This is a genomic window from Candidatus Avelusimicrobium alvi (assembly GCF_958451995.1).
Taxonomy (GTDB): domain Bacteria; phylum Elusimicrobiota; class Elusimicrobia; order Elusimicrobiales; family Elusimicrobiaceae; genus Avelusimicrobium; species Avelusimicrobium alvi.
Map to the genome: position 1 here is coordinate 37,795 of NZ_CAUDSG010000003.1, position 20,400 is coordinate 58,194.

Consider the following 20,400-nt stretch of genomic DNA (forward strand, 5'->3'; position numbering starts at 1 on the left):
CCGCTTTTTACGGCACTTCAAAACGCTCGGTGCGGGACACCGCCCGGTGCACCAGAATGTCAAATTCCAGCACGTCCCCGCGGCGCACATCCGTAAACAGCCGTTCCGTATGGGCGGGGTCAAACGGCCCCGCATAACGCGGCAAATAAACTTTTTGCAGCAGACGGCCGGACGAATCAAAAAGACGCACGTCCCCCACGCTTTCTCCGCCCTGCAGCCGCACCGCCGTCCGCCCGCGGAACTGATAGCCGTAGTAAGGGGACATCCCCCCTTCGTAGCCGCCGATCAGCCAATCCAGCGTGCGGCGCGCAGACACCCCAAACACAAATTCGTCCGCCGGGGCATGCCCGCTGTAAATGCCGGCCACTTCGCCTTTAGCGTTTAATAAAGGGGAACCGCAAAAACCGTTGAAATCATCGGACACGTCCTTGCTTTCCATCACTATTTTAAATCCTTCGGCCTGTTTCACTTTCAGCTCATCCACCCGCGCAAAAGCCGTTTCCGTATAGGGCGAACCCCACACCACCAGCTCATCGCCGGGCTGCGGCATTTCTTTGGCCACTTTCAGCGGCCGGACATATTCCGCCGCCGAAGAGGGCAGTTCCAGCACCGCGGCGTCCGGCGCGTTCAGCCCGAATGCGCCGACGGCGGAAACCAGGACCGTGTCATAACGCACCGGCGTACCGTCCGCCCGGTACAATTCCAGCGAAAACATATTTCCCACCCGCCCCACAATATGATACGAGGCCACCGCATAGAGTTTGCCGGAGGAGGAGCGGACCACAAACCCGCTGCCCAGCGCCTCGCCCGTCGCGCGCCCCCGCACAACCACTAAAGACGAACGGATATGCCTTTCGGTTTCTTTCAGCGCAGAGGCCGCCTCCGCACCGTTCCAAGCAAGCGCCGGGCCGCGCAGGGCCTGGGGAGCGGCGGGCGCCAAATCCGGCTTTCGGGAGGGCGGAACCGGCTGCTGTTCCCGCATCAAACGCCGCAGCTCAGCCGCCCGGCCGGCGGGAGAATACGCCGCGGACAGCGCAGGAAGCTTGACCCCCCGCGCGTAGCGCAAATTGGAAACAGAAACGGCTTCGGTTTTGCGCGTCAGCGCGCGCAAAAATCCCTTCACGGGCACTTTTTGCGCAAAAACGGACGGTGCGGCCAGCAACAGACATAAAAAGAGGCTTACAATTCTCATAAAGTTATTGTAGCCCAACCGGGGCCGTCCGCACCAGGGCCAAAAGGCCCAGTCCGCCGTGGGTCCGGGCCCAGGGCGCGTAATTTCCCGCCCGGGCAAAGTGATATTTTGTTAGAATAAGATATATGCGTATCGGCATTTTTACCAGATACATCGCCAAAAGCCTCCTTACGTTCTTTGTGGGCGTGCTGGGGATTTTGACGTTTGTCATCTTTATGAACCACTTCATCCGCGTGCTGGATATGGCCATGACGTACGGCACCAGCTTCGGGTGGATTGTGTCCTCCCTGCTTAACATCCTGCCGGACGTATTCTGCCTCAGCGCGCCGATGGCCTTTCAAATCGCCATCCTCTTAACGCTTACCAATATGAGCGAACACGGCGAACTGATCGCCCTGCGCGCGGCGGGTTTTTCGTTTAAAGAAATCGTACGCCCCCTGTTATTCTGCGCGGTGATACTGTCCGTCATTTTAGTAACCATGAGCAACTGGCTCACCCCGCGCAGCTACAAGCAATTTTTAAACCGCCGCAACGAAGCCCGCAGCAAAATCACCAAAGTAAACCTGGAGCCGAAAACGTTTTTAAACCTGGGCGAGTGGGATTTGTATTTGGAGAACCTGGACGAAGATACCGACGTCGCCAGCCAAATCCACCTGATTAAAAAAGAAGACAGCGGGGCGCTGAGCACCAAAGTAAACGCGGCCACCGGCAAAGTGATTTTAAGCGACACCGCCATCGGCCTGCAGCTGCAGGACGGCCAAATGCAGCGGCTGGACGCCAAAGACCCGTCTTCCATCATCGCCGCCAATTTTGACGAATACACCATGAGCATTTCTCTTTTAAAAGCGCACGCGCGCCGGCTGCGCGTGGGCGAAATGTCCACCACCAAGCTGTTAAGACGTATGCGCGAAATGCCGCTTTCCGAAGAAACCGTTAAAGAATACCGCACCGAAATCAGCATGCGCAACGTGCTGGCGCTCTCCCCGATTATTTTGCTTTTCGTCAGCTGTCCCATCGGCTTTTCGTTCGGCAAACGCACCAACAAAGGCTGGGGAATGCTGTTTAGCGTAATTATCATCTTTACGTTTTACCTGCTGATGACGCTGGGCATTTCCCTGGGCAAAAAATACGGTTGGCTCTCGTACGCCGGGCCGTGGCTGCCCATTCTGGCCGGCGTCGGCGCGGCTAAATACCTGTGGAAGAAGAGGCTAAATATCTAATGCGGATTTACTTCTATATCGCCAAAAAATTCTGGGGGCCGTTCCTGTTTGCGCTCGGCGTGTTTACCACGCTGGTGGTGCTGGGGGACACCTTTGAAAAGATGAAAAACCTCGGCAACGGAACCACCACCATCCTGGATTTACTTTCCTATTCGCTGGCTACGTTTCCCAACTGGCTGGCCACCATTATGCCCGTAGCGTGCCTGCTGGGGGCGATTTCCGTCATTTCCGAGATGGTGTCCAACGGCGAATGGACGGCCTGCATCGCCAGCGGCTTTGCGCCCAAACAGCTGTTTAAACCCGTGGTGGCGTGCATTTTGCTGGTGGTGGCGCTTACCATGCTGATGCAGGAATTTATTGTGCCCCCCCTTAACGTAAAAGCCAACCGCATTTATTATACGCGCATCAGCCCGTCCGATTCCTTCAACCCCGATATTGAGCGCGACGTCGTGCTGAAAGTGTCCCCCAACCAAATGCTCTTTGCCAAAGAAGTGAATTTAAAACACGGTACGATGAGCCAGGTGTCCCTGGACACCTACGACGACCATTGGGACATTGCCGACCAAATCGTGGCCCGCCAGATGGTGTGGGACCCGCAAACCCGCGGCTGGCTGTTTTCGGACGGCATCCGCCGCACGTTTGTGGACCCGCTGGACACCACCGAACACACCTTTGAAACCGCCGAATCGTCCGTCAATTTAAACCCGGCGGAAATGTCCGTGGACCGCACGGAAAACAAACTGCTCAGCATCCGGGATTTATATAAGCGCGTCCATTTCTTCAAGCGCAGCGGGCTTTCGTCCTACGCGGCGCAAACCATGCTTCAGTCCAAACTGGCCACGCCGTTTGTAACGGTGATTATGTGTCTGTTGGGTATGCCGTTTGCCATCAGCATGCGCCGCAAAAGCAAAATCATCAACATTATTGCGTCCATGGTTATCGCGTTTACGTTCTGGTGGCTGATTTCCATGTTCACCTCCATCGGCGAAAACGGCTATATCAATCCGTTCCTGGCGGGCTGGGGGCCGGTGCTGTTTTTCTCGGCAGTGGTATTCTTTGAATTTAAATGGATGAAATTATAATCCCCGTTTTCTCCGCGTGAAACACCCCGGGCGCAAACCCGGGGTGTTTTGCAACATATTTGCAAAAAATCCCCGTCCGGTATTCCGGGCGGGGATTTTACAGCCGCAACAAAAAATTTATGAATGTGACAGGCGTTGAATGGCGGAGAGCAGTTCGTCCGTATCAAACGGCTTATACAGCACGCCGTCCGCCCCCAGCCGCTGGGCTTCTTCCAAAATAGTGTCCTGGCGCAGGCCCGTCACCACAAGCACTTTGAGCTCCGGCATATGCTTTTTAAGTTTAGCCAGAATGTCCAGCCCGTTTTCCGTCGGAAAGAAAATATCCAGCAGAATCAGCCCCACGCCGCTGCCGTCCAGCTTGGCAAACAGCTCGGCCGAGCCGCCCGCTTCAAACACCACTTCAAACCCGGAAGACTCCAGCACGTTCTTGATAGCCGAACGCAGGATAACCGAATCATCCACTAACGCGATTTTAAACATGCAGTCCTCTTATTTTTGGTAAGGGGCCATCAGTTTTTCCCCAAATTCAAGCAGCGCCTGCGTGTCTTTTTTAGTCGCGCTTTCGGCGTATACGCGCAGGAGCGGCTCCGTGCCCGAAGGACGCAGGAGCAGCCATTCGTCATTTTCAAAAATAATTTTAAGCCCGTCAAACGTCAAGGTTTCGGCCACGCGGCGGCCGTTGATTTTTTTCGGCAGTTTTTTGCGCAGTTTTTCGGCCATTACGCCTTTGTCCACCGCTTTGGCAAGCGGCAGATCGCGGCGCATATAAACGGAAGAGCCGTATTCCTGCGTTACGTCCGCGCACAGCTCGCTGGCTTTTTTACCGGTGGAGGCCATAATTTCCAAAAACGCCAGGGCGACGCTCAGCCCGTCGCGGTCCGGCAGATTGCCTTTCCACGCAAAACCGCCCGATTCTTCCACGCCAAACGCCACATCGTCCAGCCCCATGCGTTCGGCCACGTTTTTAAACCCTACGCCCACTTCTTCAAACAGCATTTCGTACTTGCGGGCGATGCGTTTGAGCAAATAACCCATGGAAACCGTCTGCACGATTTTGCCTTTGAGTTTTTTATTTTTAATCAAATGGTTGCACAGCACGGCGGCAATCAGGCAGGGCGTTAAATAATTGCCTTTCTCGTCCACGAGGGCCACGCGGTCCCCGTCGCCGTCAAACGCCACGCCCAGCGCGGCTTTCTTTTCCGTCACCGTCTTTTTAAGAAGCGCCAAATTCTTTTCCACCGGCTCGGGCTGTTCGCCGCCGAAAGTGGGGTCATGCTCCGCGCGCAGCGCGATAACCTGCTTGGCGGGGATGAACTTCTCCAAATATCCCGCCGCCGCGCCGTGCATATAATCCATCACCACTTTGCCTTTAAAGGCACTCAGCTTTTTGGCGTTTACGTGCGAAGCGACGTATTTAAAATACACGTCGGACAAATCTTTCTGCTCCGCCTTCTGCCCGTACAGAAACAGCACGGAGTTTTGGTCCATAAACTCTTCCACTTCCTTGGTTACGCGGGACGAGGCCGACCCGCCCGCCAGCTTGATTTTAATGCCGTTGTAGTTGGCCGGATTGTGGCTGGCCGTAACCATTACGCTCATCCAGAATTTATTTAAGCTCAGGCACGCGGCCACCGGGGTGGAAATGGGGCGGGAAGAAAGGGTGACGTCAATTTTATTGGAGCGGAAAATGCTGGCAATGTCGGCCGCGAACAAATCCGACATAAAGCGCCTGTCGTACCCGACGAAGATTTTGGGCGCTTTTCCGTCTTCTCCGGCCGGGGCGTTTTCGTTGATGTAATCGGCCAGCGCCTGCGCCATGCGCCGCACGTTTTCAAACGTAAAATCCCAGGCAATAACGCCTCTCCATCCATCGGTGCCGAACTTGATTTCAGATGCCATAAATTCTCCCGTTATAAAGGTAAAAATCGGTTTGCGTCCAATTTCCGTATACTTATAAACACGGTAAAAACACCCGTTATTGCGCTTGCCGCAAAGTTTTTTGCATACTTTTCTGTCTAAAAACACGGCTGTTTTTTGAAACCCTGCTTTTTAAAGCAAAAAAAGTGGAGGTGGGGGGATTCGCACCCCCGTCCGAACATCCTTTCCATCCGGGCGCTACAAGTTTAGCTTCGCTGAGTTAACCGCAGGCTAAGCGCGAAGCGGCACGCTTACGGTTTGGTTCGTGTGTCTTAAACAAAGCCGGACGAACCGCGCCCGCTTTGCAGCATTCCATATGATAACCGCACTCTTTCAGCGTATGGAAGACACCGAAAGGGCGGTGGGACTAAGCGTTAGCCCAAGCGACTTGATTGTCGTTAGTTATTTTTTTGGCCCTATTTTAGCCGGCCTGGCCAACCGGCACTTGCTCCCGGGCGGCAACAGATACCCGTCGAATCTATTACACCCCCGTAAAAATACGGAAATTGTCAAAGAACGCTTCCTGTAAATTAGCATTATATTGTATCATTTTCTTATAACAATTTTGCGGGACAAAGGCAATACAAATATGTACGTAAGCACAAAACCGACCGTGTACCTGATTGACGGGCTGAACCTGGTGCGGAGCTTTTTATACCAATTTGCGCGTACGGAAGAGGAAGTAACGGAAGATTTCCTTGAATTTTTAAGCGAAATTTCTTTAGACGACCGCTACGCCATGCACCGCTACGAGGTGATTTTTGACGGTTCTTTCCGCCCCGTGGGCCCGCTGTACCGCGGCGGGGTGCACATCTCGTTCTCCGAGGATGCGTCCGCCGACCAAATTATTTACGAGCAGGCCAATTACCTGGCGCAAAGCGGACAGCGCGTAATTGCCGTGACGGACGACCGCCTGCTGCAGGACGATTTAAAACGCCTGGGAGTCAAAACGCTTTTCTGCCGCAAATTTTACAACGGTTTAAAAACCGCCGAAAAATAATGCGCCCGCGCACGGAAAAAGGTGCAAAGGACGCATTTTTTTGTTAAAATAAATTTATAAGAGGGCTGGTGGCGGAATGGCAGACGCGACAGACTTAAAATCTGTTGACCGCAAGGTCGTGGGGGTTCAAGTCCCCCCCTGCCCACTTAATACTTCCTGCCATTCAATCAAAACCACCGGTACGAAAAGCTTATGTTAGAAGATATCAACCGCACGCTGTCCAAATGTTTTGGCTGGGTCAGCACCGTTTTGCCCTTAGGGCTCAAATTTTTTGCCATCGCCGTAGCCGCCGCTGCGGTATTTTTGTTTTTTGACCTGCGCACCCTGGGGGTGCTGTGTCTGCTGGCGGGGTGCTTCTGCGCGTACTTCTTCCGCGACCCTAAGCGCGAAACCGTTTTCGCCGAAGACGAAATCGCCTGCCCGGCGGACGGCACCGTCCTTTCCATCAAAACGGAAGAAGACCCGAACTCCGTCGTGGTCCGCATTTTTCTGTCTATCTTTGACGTACACGTCCAGCGTTCCACCGTTACCGGCAAAACGGGCGAAATTTTCTACAACAAAGGCACGTTCCTGTTCGCCAACAACCCGGCGGCGGACAAAAACGAACGCAACCTCATCCAGCTTTTTAAGAACGGAAACCCCGCCCAGTTTGCGCACGTGGAGCAAATCACGGGCGCTATTGCGCGCCGCATTGAATGCTGGGTAAAACCCCAGCAGGACATTAAAACCGGGGCCCACCTGGGCCTGGTGCGCTTTGGTTCGCAGGTGGCCGTATACCTGCCCAAAGACGGCGTGCGCATACTGGTTAAAGAAGGCCAAAAAGTGCAGGGCGGCGTAACCGTGCTCGGTCTGTGGAAATAGAGGCCCCTATGCAAGAAGAAAAAAAAGAAACCAAAGTAGTGGATAAGCTGAAACATACCGGCGCGATGACGGCGCCTTCGCTGTTTACGCTGGGCAACCTGGCCTGCGGTTTTTTCTCTATCCTCTCCGCGTCCAGGGGCAACTTCGCCCAGGCTGGCTGGCTAATTCTGGCCGCCGCGGTGTTTGATATGTTTGACGGACGCATCGCGCGCCTGCTGGACGCCGAGAGCGACTTTGGAGTGGAAATGGACTCTTTGGCGGACGCCATATCTTTCTGTGCGGCGCCCGCTTTTTTAATGTATTTTTTCGTACTGCACACCCAGCCGCTGTGGGGCGCGCCCATTGCGTGCGTATACGCCTGCTTCGGCGTACTGCGCCTGGCCAAGTTTAACACCATGGCCCATGCGGGCGAAGGCTCCAAAAAGTACTTCTCTGGGCTGCCCGTGCCGGCTCCCGCCGCGCTGCTGGCTTCGTTTGCCATTTCGTACAGCATTATGGAAGGCGATATGGGCGGACGCAACATCCACCTGCTGACGGTGTACCTGCCGCACCTGTATAATTTCGTCTGGTTTGCGATGTTGATTTTGTCCTTGCTGATGGTTTCCAACGTGCCGTATGCGGCCTTTAAAGCCAAACGCGAAAAACGCTTGAGCGTGTGGACGCTTTTATTAATCGTGTTCCTGGTGGTCATGCTGATCCGCTTCCCGCAGGACGTGATTTTTATCGTGTTTTCCCTCTATGTCGTATTCGGGCTTCTGGCGGTTTTATACCGGGCGTTCCGCGGCATTAAAGTGGAAAAATAAGCTTTTCAGTTCAACAAGAAACCCGCTTCCAACAGGAGCGGGTTTTTATTTGCTTACGGCAGTTTCCAAGCCAAAGAGCCCAAATAACCGGGGGAAAAAGCCACCCCCCCCAGGCTTTTGCATACCGCTTCTTCCCCCACGCACAGCCGCGTGTTCGGGTAAGCGGAATATGTGAGATACTGGACATAGCCGTTGTTTGAATCTTTCAGTCTGGCAGTCACATATGAGCTAACGGAACCCGTCGCACCGATATATGCCGAACCGTTCAGCAAATCCACTACTGTTCCGTCCGAAAAACGCATATAACCGTCATCCGACGCGGCACCGGCCGAGGTCCCGCCCGCAGGAAAATCAATATCCAAATCCGTCGCATACGGCGTATATCGGCCGTTAGCCAGCCAATACGCTTCCTCCGCGTCCGCCAAAGCTTTCACCAGCGGGGCCACGCGCATCAGGCGCGTTTTTTTGACAGATTTTTCATACTGCGGCAGCGCGACCGCCGCCAATATACCGATGATTAAAACGACCACCAACAGCTCTATTAGCGTAAATCCGAGGCTTTTCTGCACGGGATATATCCCCCTATTTATATAAGTTGATATTCCCAATTTATCAAAAAAAAAAAACGCGTCAAGGCCCCTTTTTCTGGCAGCAGAAAAAGGGAGAAAAAGACTGCCGGCCAGTGCTCCTGAAATCCAGTTTTACGCGGCGCGTTTTACAACTCGCTTCGCTCAAACAAATAAAACGCTTCTCCCGCGCAAAACGGATTTTATAGACGGGCGAAGGCCGGAACCACAACGGCAACAACACGGCTAAGACCTGCTTAAAACGGCAGAACGGACACGACTCCGGGCCGCCAAATTTTCGGGAATATGGACGGGTCTCCTCCGGCAAGACACAGCGGAAAACGGAAAAAATAACGTAAAAACGCCGGACCTGATAAGGCCCGGCGTTACACACTAAAACAGATTCCTTACTGCCCGGAAGAATAATACACAGGCGTTTTTTTGGCGTCTTTCGCCACGGCGGAGATTTTATAAGAATCCCCTTTCACGCCGATTTTAAAACCTCTGGGCTGAAGGATTTTTTGCGTATCGCGCTGGAACTGCACCGGGTCGCCCGACAGGAGCGACAGGCGCAGTAAATCGTTCGTATAATACCCGTAACGGCTGCGATGGGCTTCCTCCAGCAGCGCGATTTTACCCAAATGCTCTTTGGCGTGGCGGATATAATACTCCTGCAGCAGCGAACCGCCGCCAAAGTACTGCGTGTACGCCGTCCACGCAAATGCGGCCAGCAATACCCCGCCCAACAATCGCACCAGCGTGCGCTCCAGCCACGTTTTCTGGCGAATCTGCACCACGACGCTGCCGCCGAAAAAATCGTGCAAGGCGCGGTGGCGGTCATCAAAAAACGCAAGCAAGAAGCCACACATTAAAAGCGCCGCGCTGACGTAATAACCGATTGCGCGCATAAACGCGCGCGGCAGGGAAACAGGGCCGCTTAAATCCTTTTTAACGACGGCAATCCCCACCAGCGCCTTACCCAGGGTTACGCGGTCCCCGCACGAAAAAATGGTTTCATACAAAATAAACAAAACGTTGATACCGCCAAACAAGGCCACTATCTGCCACAGTTCCGCGTCCGGCCCCAGCAGTTTAAGCACCAGTCCGGCCAGCAGCTGCGCCGGAATAAACACGACGCCGTAATCAATCAAAAGTGCGACGAAGCGCTCCGTTACCGAAGCGTACTCTACCTGCGGTTTTTCCGAAACGGCGGCCGCGGCGGGCGCGGGCGTTTGCGGATCCATAATGTTAATGCGGTTTTCGGTCATATAATAAGCGTCTCCTCTGTTTAGTTATTATAACAAGTTTTTCCCCGCACAAACAAAAAGCGGGCGGGAATTTTTCCCGCCCGCCCCTGTCCAAAAACCGTCTTTTACGCCGCAATTCCCAGCGAAGAGAACAGCACGTATACGCCGAACACGCACAGCACAATCGCCACGCTGACCGCCACGCGCAGGTTCCAGGGCGTGGTGTCCACGACGTTTAAGTTTTTCCCGTCGTCGTACTTGTTCTGCGTAGGCCAGAATTTGCCGGTAATGTACATAAATACCACCGACACGGCAAACAGAATGGCCAGGATGTGCAGGAAGTGCAGATCCGTCTTGATAACGCCCAGCTGCGTCAGGCCGTAGCCGATCATAAAGAAAATCAGCGTTACTTTGGCCGACCACGCGGGCGCGGTTTTATTAAGCATACCGAAAATAATCAACGTAAAAATCGGCACGTTGTAAAACCCGTTTACCATTTGCAGGTAGTTAAACAAGCCCGACGGCGCCATGGCGATAAGCGGCGCCACGCACATGGAAAAAATCGCCAGAATAATGCCCACGTATTTGCCTTTCGTTACCAGTTCGTGGTCCGTGGCGGTGGGTTTGATAAGCGGCTTGTAAACGTTTAACATAAACAGCGTGGACGTAGAGTTCAGCGCGGCGTTAAACGAGCTTAAAATCGCGCCGAACAGCACGGCCGCAAAGAAGCCGATTAAGTAAAACGGCAGCACTTTGTTAACCAGCATCGGGTAAGCCATATCGCCCACTTTAAGCGGCGCGTCCTGGAAAATGTGAAACGCCACAATGCCCGGGATAATCAGATACAGCGGGCCGAAGAGTTTAAAAATGGCCGCGAGCAGCAGGCCTTTCTGGCCTTCTTTTAAGTTCTTGGCCGCCAGCGCGCGCTGGATAATGGTCTGGTTGCAGCCCCAGTAGAACAGGTTGACCAGGAACATACCGGTAAACATGGTGGCAAACGGAACCGGGTCGGTGGCGCTGCCGATGGCGTTGAATTTTTCGGGGTGGGATTTGACCACTTCGCTAAGGCCGCCCAGGATATCCCCGCCGCCTACATACGCAAGCGCAAACAGCGGCACCATCAGCCCGCCGATAATCAGGCCGATGCCGTTAAGCGTATCGGCAATAGCCATAATGCGAAGCCCGCCGAAAACCGTATACAGACATCCCAAAATGCCGATGGCCACCACCACCACGATAATCGCCATCATCGGCGAGAGGTTAAAGGTGCCCATAATATCAAAAATACCGCCCATGCCGATGGCGCCGGAATAAAGCACGGTGGGCAGTAAAATCAGCACATAGCCGGCCAAAAAGAGGAAGTTGACGAACTGCTTGGTGGCGGCGTCATACCGGTCGCCTACGAAGTCCGGAATGGTGGCGTAGCCTTTTTTCAAGTACCGGGGCAGAAAGAAAAAAGCCACGATAATCAGCGCCAAAGACGCTCCGATTTCGTAGCCCATCCCCGACATATTGAACATATAGCCCTGGCCGTTTAGGCCCACCATCTGTTCGGTAGACAGGTTGGTTAACAGCAAGGACGCCGCAATCACCCACCCCGTCAGTCCTCTTCCGGCCAAAAAATAGCCTTCCGAGGAGGAAGCGTCTTTCTTTCTGGTCAGATAATACGACAAGCCGAGCACCAGCGCGGTAAACCCGACAAATGACGATATCGTCAGCAGCATGAAGCCCTCCGTTTGGAATAAAAATTACGAAAGTTCCGGCGCATGGCCGGCACGACCAAAGAAACCAGCGTATTAACCCGCCGGCGAAGCAATTTTCCGGCAAACGGTCCTTGATTTCTTTCGGGTTAATAATTATACTTTGTAGTAGATTCGGGCCGTTATCTTCATTGTAATTATAATCCGTCTGTTAGTCAACACTCGGGAGGACTGAAATATGGTGATTTGGTTTCTGTTTGGCGCGATGTGCATGCTGGTGGTGCTCTTGATGTTGGCTTACGTCAAATTCGTGGCTTTAAACAAGGCGGCCGCGGCCGCCTGGCAGCAGCTGGACAACAATATGAAAAACCGCGCGGAATTGATTCCCAGCCTGGCGCTTTCCGCCGCTTCTTTTGACGAGCTGGACCGCCCGTTTATCTACGAGCTGACCGGGTTAAAGGATTCCTGCCGCAAGGCCGGCTCGCTGCAGGAGCGCGTACGCTGCGAGAGCGAAATCACCCAAAAATTTAAAAAGGTGTTCACCGCCGCCATGAAACACCCGGAACTGAAAACGGACGAGCATTTTTTAAAACTCCAAAAAAGCATCATCCACGCCGAAAGCAAAGTGCAGCATTCCAAAAAGAAATACAACAGCGCGGCACGCGACTTTAATACAATTACCGGCGTGATTCCCCTGAACCTCATCGCCAAAATGTTTGAATTTGAGCCATACGAATACTTTGATTTTGACCCGAGTTTGGACAAAGTCATCCAATAACCAAAAGCCCCGGACTAGGCCCGGGGCTTTTTTACGGTCTTATAAAATTATTTCCGCTCCGGCCCGTCAAACAGACCGTCCATATCGTTAAGTGCGCGGATGCGCTCCTCCACCGGCGGGTGGGAGCGGCCCACGCCGCTTAAGCGTTCAAACAAAGTTTCTTTGCCCTGCGGGCGTTCCAGGCACATCGCACCGATTAAATCCAATCCGTCCAACAGTTCAATGCGGCTGTCTTCGCTTACGCGCCACAACGCGCGCGCCAATGCGCGGGGATGGCGCGTCGCGCGGGCGGCTTCGGCATCCGCCAGCGATTCACGCGCGCGCGACAGAGCAAAACGGATGGAAGGCGCAATAAAATACCCGTAAAACATCAGCATGGCCCCCACATACATCAAAAGCGGAAAGCGGGGCCGGCGCTGGCCGAGCCGATCCCAGTAATTATCGGGCACGTTTTCTTTTTCGGTCCCATAGAAGAGAAATTCCCCGGCAAACGTAAAAAAAGCCAAACAGGTAATCAGCACCGCCATCAGGCGGGTGTCGTAATGGCGGATATGAGCCATTTCATGCGCGAGTACGGCCTCCAGCTGGACGCGGTCCAGCCGTTTTAATAGCCCGGCGGATACCACAATCCCCGCCCGCTCCGGGCTCATCCCCACGGCAAAGGCGTTCATGGATTCGTCCGGCAGTACGTACAACGTGGGCATCGGCTCGCCGGAAGCCAGGCACAGGTTTTCCAGGAGGGTATATGCATCATACGCATCCCATTTCGTCAGCACGCGTACGCCGGGCACCGTGTCCAGCACAATTTGATCTCCTTGTTTAAGCGCTATCCAGCCCCAAAACGCCGCCACCGCAAAACAAAATGGCAAAATCCAAGCGCAGGCGTCGTGCGCGGATAAAAACGCTTGGTGCCATACACTGCCAAACGAAAGCACATTGGTGGAATGATAATACGAAAGTACGCCCAAAAGCAGATAGAAAAACAGCACCGCCAGATACGCAAACAGCGTAAACGACAGCGGAAACAGCGCGGCTAAAACGATACTGCGGCGTTTATTGCGTTCAATATAATCGTAAGCGGTAGCCACAGGCGACTCCTAGAAGCCCCGGTCCATTTCCGTCAGCGCGTCTATGCGGGCCTGGATGGGCGGGTGGGTGTCCCACAGCCCCGAAAGGCTGGCAAACAAGCTGGATTTTTTAAGCGGAACGGCGATGCACATCGCAGCCATACTCGGGTGGGCCTCCAGGGATTCCACCACACTGTCCGAAGAGATTTTGCGAAGCGCCGAAGCCAGCGCGGCCGGGTTGCGCGTGGTTAAAGCGGCGGTGGCGTCGGCCTGGTATTCGCGCGTGCGCGACACGGCCAGCCGAATAAGCGGCGCCACCACATAGCCGTATATCATACACGTCAGTCCCAGCACCAGAAAAATAAGCCCGGCGTTGTTTTTGTCGCGTCCGCGGCCCGAAGAAAGCCCGAGGCGGAAACACATTTCGCCCAGGAAAGTAAAAAACGAGATGCCGGCCACGGTAATCAGCATTAAGCGGATGTCGCGGTTTTCCACGTGCGCGAGCTCGTGCGCAACCACGCCTTCCAGCTCCGCGCGCTCCAGCTTCTGTACAATGCCTTTGGTAAGCGCGACGGACGCATGCTGCGGGTCCCGCCCGGTGGCAAATGCGTTTAAGGAATCGTCGTTGATAATATAGATTTTAGGTACGGGCAGCCCGCGCGAAATGCACAGGTTTTCCACCAGGTTGTAGATTTCGGGCTGGTCTTGCTTGGAAATAGGAATGGCGCCCGTGCCGCTTAGTATCAGCCGGTCCCCCGCGTAGTAGGACACCAACACCCATATCATCGCCAGGCCCCAGCATACGGGCAGAATGATAAGCATAAGCCCGTTAAGCGTACTGACCATATCCGCGCCCGGCGCACGGGAAGTAACGTGATAATCGTCCCCGCCCATCGTATCGTAATACCCTTGGACGGAAGAGCCGGGGCGGACGTTCTCCTGCGGAATCACAAACGTGAACAACAGCGAAAAAGCCACCCACGTAAACAGCGCAAAGGTGATGGGAAACAACAAAACAAGCAGCACGGTGCGCCGCTTGTTTTGTGAAATATGATCGTACGTGGTAGCCATCCGGCCCCCGCTAGAACTGCACTTTTACCGCGTTGCGCGCGTCCTGCTCCCCTTCCGCGAGTTCAAAGAAATCGCGTTTTTCAAAGTGGAACACAGCGGCTACGATATTGCTGGGGAACAGTTCAATTTTGGTATTAAACGCCAGCACGTTGCCGTTATAAAAACGCCGCGCGGCCTGGATTTTATCCTCGGTGTCGCGCAGTTCGCGCTGGAGTTCCATAAAGTTGGCGTTGGCTTTTAAATCCGGATAGTTTTCCGTCAGCGCGAAAATGGATTTAAGCGCGCCCGTGAGCACATTTTCGGACTGCGCCAACTCCTTGATGTTTCCCTGCGAGGCCATTGCCATATTGCGCGCCTGAATTACCTTTTCCAGCGTGCCGCTTTCGTGCTTGGCATACCCTTTGACGGTTTCCACCAAGTTCGGAATCAGGTCGTAGCGGCGTTTCATCTGCACTTCAATGTCGCTCCACGCCTCGTTGACGCGGTTTCTTAACAGAATAAACCCGTTGTAGACGGAAACGGCGTAAATGCAGCACACCGCCAAGAAAATCAATACAATCCAAAGTCCGTTCATATGTTCCCCCTTAGTCGTCTCTTTCGTCGCGTTTTTGGTTATGGTAGAACTGGTAGCGCGAAGTTTCATACAGGCCCTGCGCCAGGTTCTTCATATGCTCAAAACGCTCCGGCTCTTTTTGAGAGATATCTTCATTGTAATTATCCGCCGCGTACTTGTAAAGCCCTTCTTTTCCGCCCTGGCTGTGATAATAGTAATCCCCCTGCACAAAGCCGACGGTGGCCGGAGAAACCGCCCAGCCGTAAATCAAGGCGCCCGGTTCGGGCTCGGGGCCGGCCAGCACGTCGCGCCCGATGGCGCGGGTGAAATACGGGCGGCCCAAAATGCCCATTACGGTGGGCAGGATGTCCACCTGGCTGGCGGTTTTGGCAATCACCTGCGGTTTGGTAATCGGGCCGCCGGCGATAATCAGCGGAATCTGGTGGTTAATCAGGTTCAGGTCCACATAGCCGCGCGGCATATTGTCGGACTGCGGAGCCGCCAGGCCGTGATCGCCGAAAATCAGGAAAATGGTGTTTTGGTAATAATCCGATTTTTCGGCCAGTTTAAAGAATTCGCGCAGGGCGTGATCCGAAAACCGCAGGGAATTATATTCCGCCACGCTGACAAAGCTGCGCTTGTGCGCGAGGTCTTCGCCGATGTCTTTGGATTCAAACCCGGCGTTGTCGTCCGGAATCGTATAGGGGCGGTGATAGCCAGCGGTTTGGATGAATGCAAAGAACGGCTTTTTCTCGGTTTTCTGTTCTTCGTTTAAAATGCGGTTGGCTTCGCGGAACAAGTCCAGGTCCGAGATGCCCCACACGTCGTTGCGGTGTTCGTTTTTAAAGTGGCCTTCCTCGTACATATGCACGTCGGTCAGGTTATGCTCCAAAATCCCGCGGATATTGCCCCAGCTGGCGCTGCCGCCGATGAAGTAATACTTTTCATAATCGCGCAGCGAATTGACCACCACATGCTGGTCCACAATCAGCGGATTGCGGGAACTGGTTTTGAAAGAAGTTACGTCCGGGATGCCCGTTACCGTCGCGAATACGGCGCGCGCGGTGGCGGAAGTGGGCGCAAAGAAGTTGGTAAACAGCACGGAGCGGTCGGCCAGCTCTTTTACAAACGGGGTCGGGTCAATGTCCGGGTTGGTCATGGATATTTTATTCCACGCCAGCGACTCCATAAAAATCACCACCACATTGTAATCTTTCTGCTCGGCTTTGGGCTTGGCCGCCACGAAGCGTTCAAAATTAAGGGACGCCTTATCCGGCTGCTGTACGCCCAAGTATTTGGCCACCGTATCGTAGTATTTTTCGGTTTTTTCGCGGCTGTAGCTGTCCGCTTTGACAAAGCGCGCGGTGTCGTAAATGTTCAGCACCGGGTTGAGCGTTAAATTGCAGATGAAGTTATTGGTGGAGTGGTACGCGTTGCTCCAGCGCAGCGGATACTGGCTCAGCTGGCCGAACATCAGCGCGCCGGTGAGCAAAAGGCCGCCGAAGAACCAGCCCAAGTTGCCTTTCCAGCGGTAATTATCCGCCTGGGCGAACGCCTTGTTTTGCAGGCGGTTTACAAACCAAAAGCCCAGCGCGCCCCATACCAACAGGCCGAACACGGCCCACAGCAGGGGATACGTTTCCCAGGCCATTTGCAGGGAAATCAAGGCGTTTTCGGAGTATTTGAAAATAGAGTAGTTAATGCGCATGGCGATATAGGCGTAGTGCGCAAAATCGGCGAAGTAAACCAGCAGTACGGCGGCTTCCAAAAGGCCGTAAAGCGCGCTGACGCCTTTACGCACGGCGCGCGCACTCTTCCAGAAAGCGCAAAGCGTAAAATAAAGCCCCAGGGGAATGGCCAGCGCACAGGCCAGGCGGGCGTCAAACTTGGCTCCCACATAAAACGTTTCCCACAATTCGTGGTAAGACTGCGGCACTAAAGCGGCGCGGAATACAAAAAGGAAAAGACAGCGAAACAGCGTAAAAACCAACCAGTTCGCCAGAATGAACCCGAAATAGGCTTTAATCCACCCCGGCACGACAATTTTCTTCATAACGCCTCCACAAAATAACGTCTACCTTAATATGATATCAAATCTGGTTAACCGGGCGGCGCGTTTTACCATCCGCCGCCGCTTAAAAAGGACCTATGCCCCCCGCGCCGGAAGACCCCCTTCCGATTAGGTCCAAAGGCTCTTGCCGCGGAACGCGAGTTTTTTTATCCTATATATAATTAGTTTTGTATCCTGGAGAAAATATGAAATTTCCCGTACGCAAATTATGGGTCGGTTTTTGTCTGCTGGGCATCGCCTCCGCCGCCCTGGCGCAGACGCCGGCCGACAAACTGCCCGCCCTGTTCAAAGCCGCTTCCACCGCGCCGAAAACCGTCGTTAAAAACGGCGTGCTTTCCGCCGCACAGCTTCATGCGCTGCAATCCCAATTTCAAGCCGTAGAGGAAGCCCGCCGCGCACTTGTGCGCAGCCCGGGCTGGGCCGTTTCCGCCCAGTTTATCCGGCCGGCCAACCAGCTCCGGCGGCTGGGCCTGGCGCTGCCGCCTGCGCCGCCGGTCAATGCCGCGGCGGTGGAAAAAGAGGTTTTCCGCCGGCAGGTGGCCCAAATGCTGTATGAAGAAGGCGTGGCGCTGGGCCAGTTAATCGGCCAAAAACCGCGCCCGCAGGACGCGCCGGACCGGCTGGGGTGGAACTTTCAAAAAATGTTTTTGGCCTCCGCGCGCCATCACGACGCGATGGATGTACTGCTCGCTTCCGACCGGCCTTCCCTGGTATGGGGCACCCCTAACTGGGACGAGGTGCGCGTAGCGCCGCTGGAATTTCCCAACGCGTCCGAAGAACAGCTGGACGATTACGACGAACTGATCGGCGCGCTGGCCGGCAACGAAGACAGAAACCTCTCCGACACGCTGAACACGATTTTAAACGATACCGCCCTCTCCTCCGCCGACAAGCAGCTGCTGATGGGCGCGATAGCCGAAGCGTCGGAACTGCTGTCCTACGATTTTGTACGCCTCTATATGCAGATTTTTAACCAAATTCCCGTGGTGCACACGCCGGACGGCTTTCAGCTCCCGCAGGGGCGGGCCCTCGGGCGCTACGCCGTTGCCGTCCAAAAAATGCTGATTGAAAAATTAAGAGACGAAGGCGTTTGGACGGAGCAGGATTTCAACCGCTTTGCGGACGTATCCGTTTTTCTGCCGCCGGACCGCGCCCATGCGGTGCTGGGAGCGGTTACGTACCTGGAGCCGAAAGCGGCTTTATGGCTGCTGGATAACCCGCTGACGGACCCGCTGTCTAAAAAACTGATTGACCAGACCCGACAATTACGCGCCCGGCAAAAAGAACGGTGGCCGGACGGAACCATCCTCCCGAAAGAAACGGCGCACCATCAGTTTAACCGCCTTAGATACGAACGGCAAAAAGCGCTGCGGGCCTATATTGGGGTGCTTACCGCGCGGATGGAAAAAGCCATGGAACGGCTGGAAGCGGCCGCGCGGGCGCAGCAAATAATGGCCGCCCGGGCCAAAAACACAGCCGCAACGCCGGAAGAAAGGCACGAACGGCTGGCCGCGAATATTTTTATTTCCGCACGGATTGCCCGGATAAAAACGCAAATTGAACAGTTAAAAGATACGCTTGCCCAAACGCAGGAAGCGCTGGACGTAATATCCTAACCGCTTTTGGTTTGTAAAACCCGCGCTTTAAGGCGCGGGTTTTTTATCGGCCGCCCCTATGCTTCCGCCGAAAACGCCGCGCTTGTAAAAACTTTCCGGCCGCTTCCGATGAATACCTCTTCTCATCCCGGCGATAAAATGCTATGCTGAAAGTCCAGCAGTACGCAGTTAAAAAAAGGAGGCAGCACCATGAGAATGATTGACGTAATTATTAAAAAACGCAACGGCAAGCCTTTAACGCAGGACGAATTTAACTTTGTGGCCCAGGGCGCGGCCAAAGGCACCGTGCCCGACTATCAGCTTTCCGCATTTTTAATGGCGTGCTTTTTAAACCCGCTCTCCGACAAAGAAACCGCCCTTTTCACCAAAGCCATGGCCCATTCGGGCGGACGGCTGGATTTCTCCTCCGTCAAAATCCCGACGGTGGACAAACACTCCACCGGCGGCGTGGGCGACGGCATTTCCATGGCGCTGGCCCCCCTGGTGGCCTGCGCGGGCGTAGCGGTGCCGATGATGTCCGGCCGCGGGCTGGGGCATACGGGCGGCACGCTGGACAAGCTGGAATCTATGAAAAATTTTGAAGTGCGCGTACCCGTCAAACTCATTTACCGCCAAATCCAAAAGCTGGGCGTGTGTATGTTCGGCCAGACGCAGGACCTCGCCCCCGCCGACAAAAAACTCTATTCCCTGCGAGACGCCACCGGCACCGTGGAAAGCCGTCCGCTTATCGTGGCCAGCATCCTTTCCAAAAAATATGCCGAAGGCGTGGACAGCCTGCTGATGGACGTGAAATACGGCTCCGGCGCATTTATGCAAAAACTGGAAGACAGCCGCAAGCTGGCCAGAGCGCTGGTCAACACGGCCAAACTGCTGGGCCTGAACTGCCGCGCACTGATTACGTATATGGACCAGCCCCTCGGCCGCGCCATCGGCAACGCCAATGAAATGCTCCAAACCGTGCTGATTTTAAAAGGCGACAAAACCATCGCGCCCGATTTCTACGAACTGCTGATTGAAGAAGCCGCCAGTATGTTGCTTATCAGCGGCAAAGTAAAAGACATAAAAAAAGCGCGCGCGCTGATGGAAGAAAAAATCGCCAACGGCGAAGCCGTCGCCAAACTGCGCGAAATGATTAAATGGCAGGGTGCCAGCCCCGAAGCCGTGGACAACCCGGTGAAATACTTTAAAAACGCCAAGCTTACGTTTGAATTTAAAGCGGACGCTTCCGGCTACGTCCAGCATATAGACGCCAAAACCGCCGGCATGGCGGGCGTACTGCTGGGCGCGGGACGCAACACGATGGAAGACGTAATTGATTACGGCGCGGGCATTTGGCTGAATAAAAAAGCCGGAGAAGCCGTTAAAAAAGGCGACGTCATCGCTACGCTTTACGCGTCGGATAAAAAACGCCTGACGGACGGCGCGGCCCTGTTCAAGCAGGCCGTCAAAATCGGTAAGAAAAAACCGGCCCCGTATAAGATTGTAAAGGAAGTAATTAAATAAGCGGCTTAGCGCGCCGCGCGGGTTATTGGGCCCGGCGGCGCGTATCCGCAACATCGGGCAAAATCCAAAAACACCGCCGCACCCGCCCAAAACAATCCGCCCCGGACGCGCCGCCCGCCGCCCGGGGGTTTTTATCTATATATCAAAAACCCC

Annotated in this window: 18 protein-coding genes, 1 tRNA gene and 1 other RNA gene; 9 read left to right on the plus strand and 11 right to left on the minus strand. The window is 54.4% G+C overall.

From position 1 onward, the window contains the following. Positions 1–7: 7 nt before the first annotated feature. A complete protein-coding gene (locus ACQY36_RS01370) occupies positions 8–1,192 on the minus strand; it encodes a trypsin-like peptidase domain-containing protein (RefSeq protein ID WP_428077414.1) in 1,185 nt (394 codons plus the stop codon). A 125-nt stretch (positions 1,193–1,317) separates the two neighbouring features. On the opposite strand from ACQY36_RS01370, the gene ACQY36_RS01375 reads away from it, so the two are divergent. Both ACQY36_RS01375 and ACQY36_RS01380 read left to right on the plus strand, forming a co-directional pair. After that, entirely contained in the window at positions 1,318–2,412 is a 1,095-nt protein-coding gene (locus ACQY36_RS01375) for an LptF/LptG family permease (protein WP_428056235.1), read from the plus strand. Beyond that, positions 2,412–3,494, plus strand: coding sequence for an LptF/LptG family permease (locus ACQY36_RS01380; protein WP_428077415.1), 1,083 nt, complete (start codon positions 2,412–2,414; stop codon positions 3,492–3,494). Before ACQY36_RS01375 ends, ACQY36_RS01380 begins: the two co-directional genes overlap by 1 nt. A gap of 117 nt (positions 3,495–3,611) precedes the next feature. Here the strand turns inward: ACQY36_RS01380 and ACQY36_RS01385 are convergent, their stop codons facing one another. From ACQY36_RS01385 to ssrA, 3 genes are all read right to left on the minus strand, one after another. Then, a complete protein-coding gene (locus ACQY36_RS01385) occupies positions 3,612–3,974 on the minus strand; it encodes a response regulator (RefSeq protein WP_428056231.1) in 363 nt (120 codons plus the stop codon). A gap of 9 nt (positions 3,975–3,983) precedes the next feature. Further along, positions 3,984–5,393 (minus strand): phosphoglucomutase/phosphomannomutase family protein, encoded by a 1,410-nt coding sequence (locus ACQY36_RS01390; RefSeq protein ID WP_428077416.1) that lies wholly within the window; start codon positions 5,391–5,393, stop codon positions 3,984–3,986. Between the two features lie 162 nt (positions 5,394–5,555). Then, positions 5,556–5,902, minus strand: a transfer-messenger RNA (tmRNA) gene (gene ssrA / locus ACQY36_RS01395). A gap of 98 nt (positions 5,903–6,000) precedes the next feature. Here ssrA and ACQY36_RS01400 point away from each other — a divergent pair. The 4 genes from ACQY36_RS01400 (at position 6,001) to pssA (ending at position 8,075) form a co-directional block, all read left to right on the plus strand. Further along, positions 6,001–6,411: an NYN domain-containing protein gene (locus ACQY36_RS01400; protein ID WP_428070615.1), complete on the plus strand. Its 411-nt coding sequence runs from the start codon at positions 6,001–6,003 to the stop codon at positions 6,409–6,411. A 62-nt stretch (positions 6,412–6,473) separates the two neighbouring features. Beyond that, positions 6,474–6,556 (plus strand) — tRNA-Leu (locus ACQY36_RS01405). 47 nt (positions 6,557–6,603) lie between these two features. Continuing rightward, a complete protein-coding gene (locus ACQY36_RS01410; RefSeq protein WP_428056225.1) occupies positions 6,604–7,272 on the plus strand; it encodes a phosphatidylserine decarboxylase in 669 nt (222 codons plus the stop codon). A gap of 8 nt (positions 7,273–7,280) precedes the next feature. Then, positions 7,281–8,075 (plus strand): CDP-diacylglycerol--serine O-phosphatidyltransferase, encoded by a 795-nt coding sequence (gene pssA, locus ACQY36_RS01415; protein WP_428056223.1) that lies wholly within the window; start codon positions 7,281–7,283, stop codon positions 8,073–8,075. 53 nt (positions 8,076–8,128) lie between these two features. Here the strand turns inward: pssA and ACQY36_RS01420 are convergent, their stop codons facing one another. The 3 genes from ACQY36_RS01420 to ACQY36_RS01430 form a co-directional block, all read right to left on the minus strand. Next, positions 8,129–8,644: a type IV pilin protein gene (locus tag ACQY36_RS01420; RefSeq protein WP_428077417.1), complete on the minus strand. Its 516-nt coding sequence runs from the start codon at positions 8,642–8,644 to the stop codon at positions 8,129–8,131. A gap of 404 nt (positions 8,645–9,048) precedes the next feature. Next, complete coding sequence (locus ACQY36_RS01425; protein ID WP_428077418.1) at positions 9,049–9,909, minus strand: RDD family protein; 861 nt, start codon at positions 9,907–9,909, stop codon at positions 9,049–9,051. Positions 9,910–10,013: 104 nt separating this feature from the next. Further along, the gene (locus ACQY36_RS01430; protein WP_428077419.1) at positions 10,014–11,612 is read right to left on the minus strand and encodes a solute:sodium symporter family transporter; all 1,599 of its coding nucleotides are present in this window, start codon (positions 11,610–11,612) and stop codon (positions 10,014–10,016) included. A gap of 214 nt (positions 11,613–11,826) precedes the next feature. On the opposite strand from ACQY36_RS01430, the gene ACQY36_RS01435 reads away from it, so the two are divergent. Beyond that, positions 11,827–12,366 carry a LemA family protein gene (locus ACQY36_RS01435; protein WP_428056215.1) on the plus strand — a complete coding sequence of 180 codons (540 nt, stop codon included), beginning with the start codon at positions 11,827–11,829 and terminating at the stop codon, positions 12,364–12,366. 47 nt (positions 12,367–12,413) lie between these two features. Here ACQY36_RS01435 and ACQY36_RS01440 read toward each other — a convergent pair whose 3' ends face one another. Genes ACQY36_RS01440 through ACQY36_RS01455 form a run of 4 tightly spaced genes read right to left on the minus strand, consistent with a single transcriptional unit; the run spans position 12,414 to position 17,110 of the window. Then, on the minus strand, positions 12,414–13,454 hold the full coding sequence (locus tag ACQY36_RS01440; RefSeq protein ID WP_428077420.1) for a M48 family metalloprotease: 1,041 nt from the start codon (positions 13,452–13,454) through the stop codon (positions 12,414–12,416). A gap of 9 nt (positions 13,455–13,463) precedes the next feature. Next, positions 13,464–14,504 (minus strand): M48 family metallopeptidase, encoded by a 1,041-nt coding sequence (locus ACQY36_RS01445; protein WP_428077421.1) that lies wholly within the window; start codon positions 14,502–14,504, stop codon positions 13,464–13,466. Between the two features lie 10 nt (positions 14,505–14,514). Further along, positions 14,515–15,078, minus strand: a complete 564-nt coding sequence (locus ACQY36_RS01450; protein WP_428056211.1) for a LemA family protein — start codon at positions 15,076–15,078, stop codon at positions 14,515–14,517. 10 nt (positions 15,079–15,088) lie between these two features. Further along, positions 15,089–17,110, minus strand: coding sequence for an LTA synthase family protein (locus ACQY36_RS01455; RefSeq protein WP_428077422.1), 2,022 nt, complete (start codon positions 17,108–17,110; stop codon positions 15,089–15,091). 203 nt (positions 17,111–17,313) lie between these two features. Between ACQY36_RS01455 and ACQY36_RS01460 the strand changes: the two genes are divergently transcribed. Both ACQY36_RS01460 and ACQY36_RS01465 read left to right on the plus strand, forming a co-directional pair. After that, positions 17,314–18,744 carry a hypothetical protein gene (locus tag ACQY36_RS01460; RefSeq protein ID WP_428077423.1) on the plus strand — a complete coding sequence of 477 codons (1,431 nt, stop codon included), beginning with the start codon at positions 17,314–17,316 and terminating at the stop codon, positions 18,742–18,744. 195 nt (positions 18,745–18,939) lie between these two features. Further along, entirely contained in the window at positions 18,940–20,247 is a 1,308-nt protein-coding gene (locus ACQY36_RS01465; protein WP_428077424.1) for a thymidine phosphorylase, read from the plus strand. Positions 20,248–20,400 lie beyond the last annotated feature (153 nt).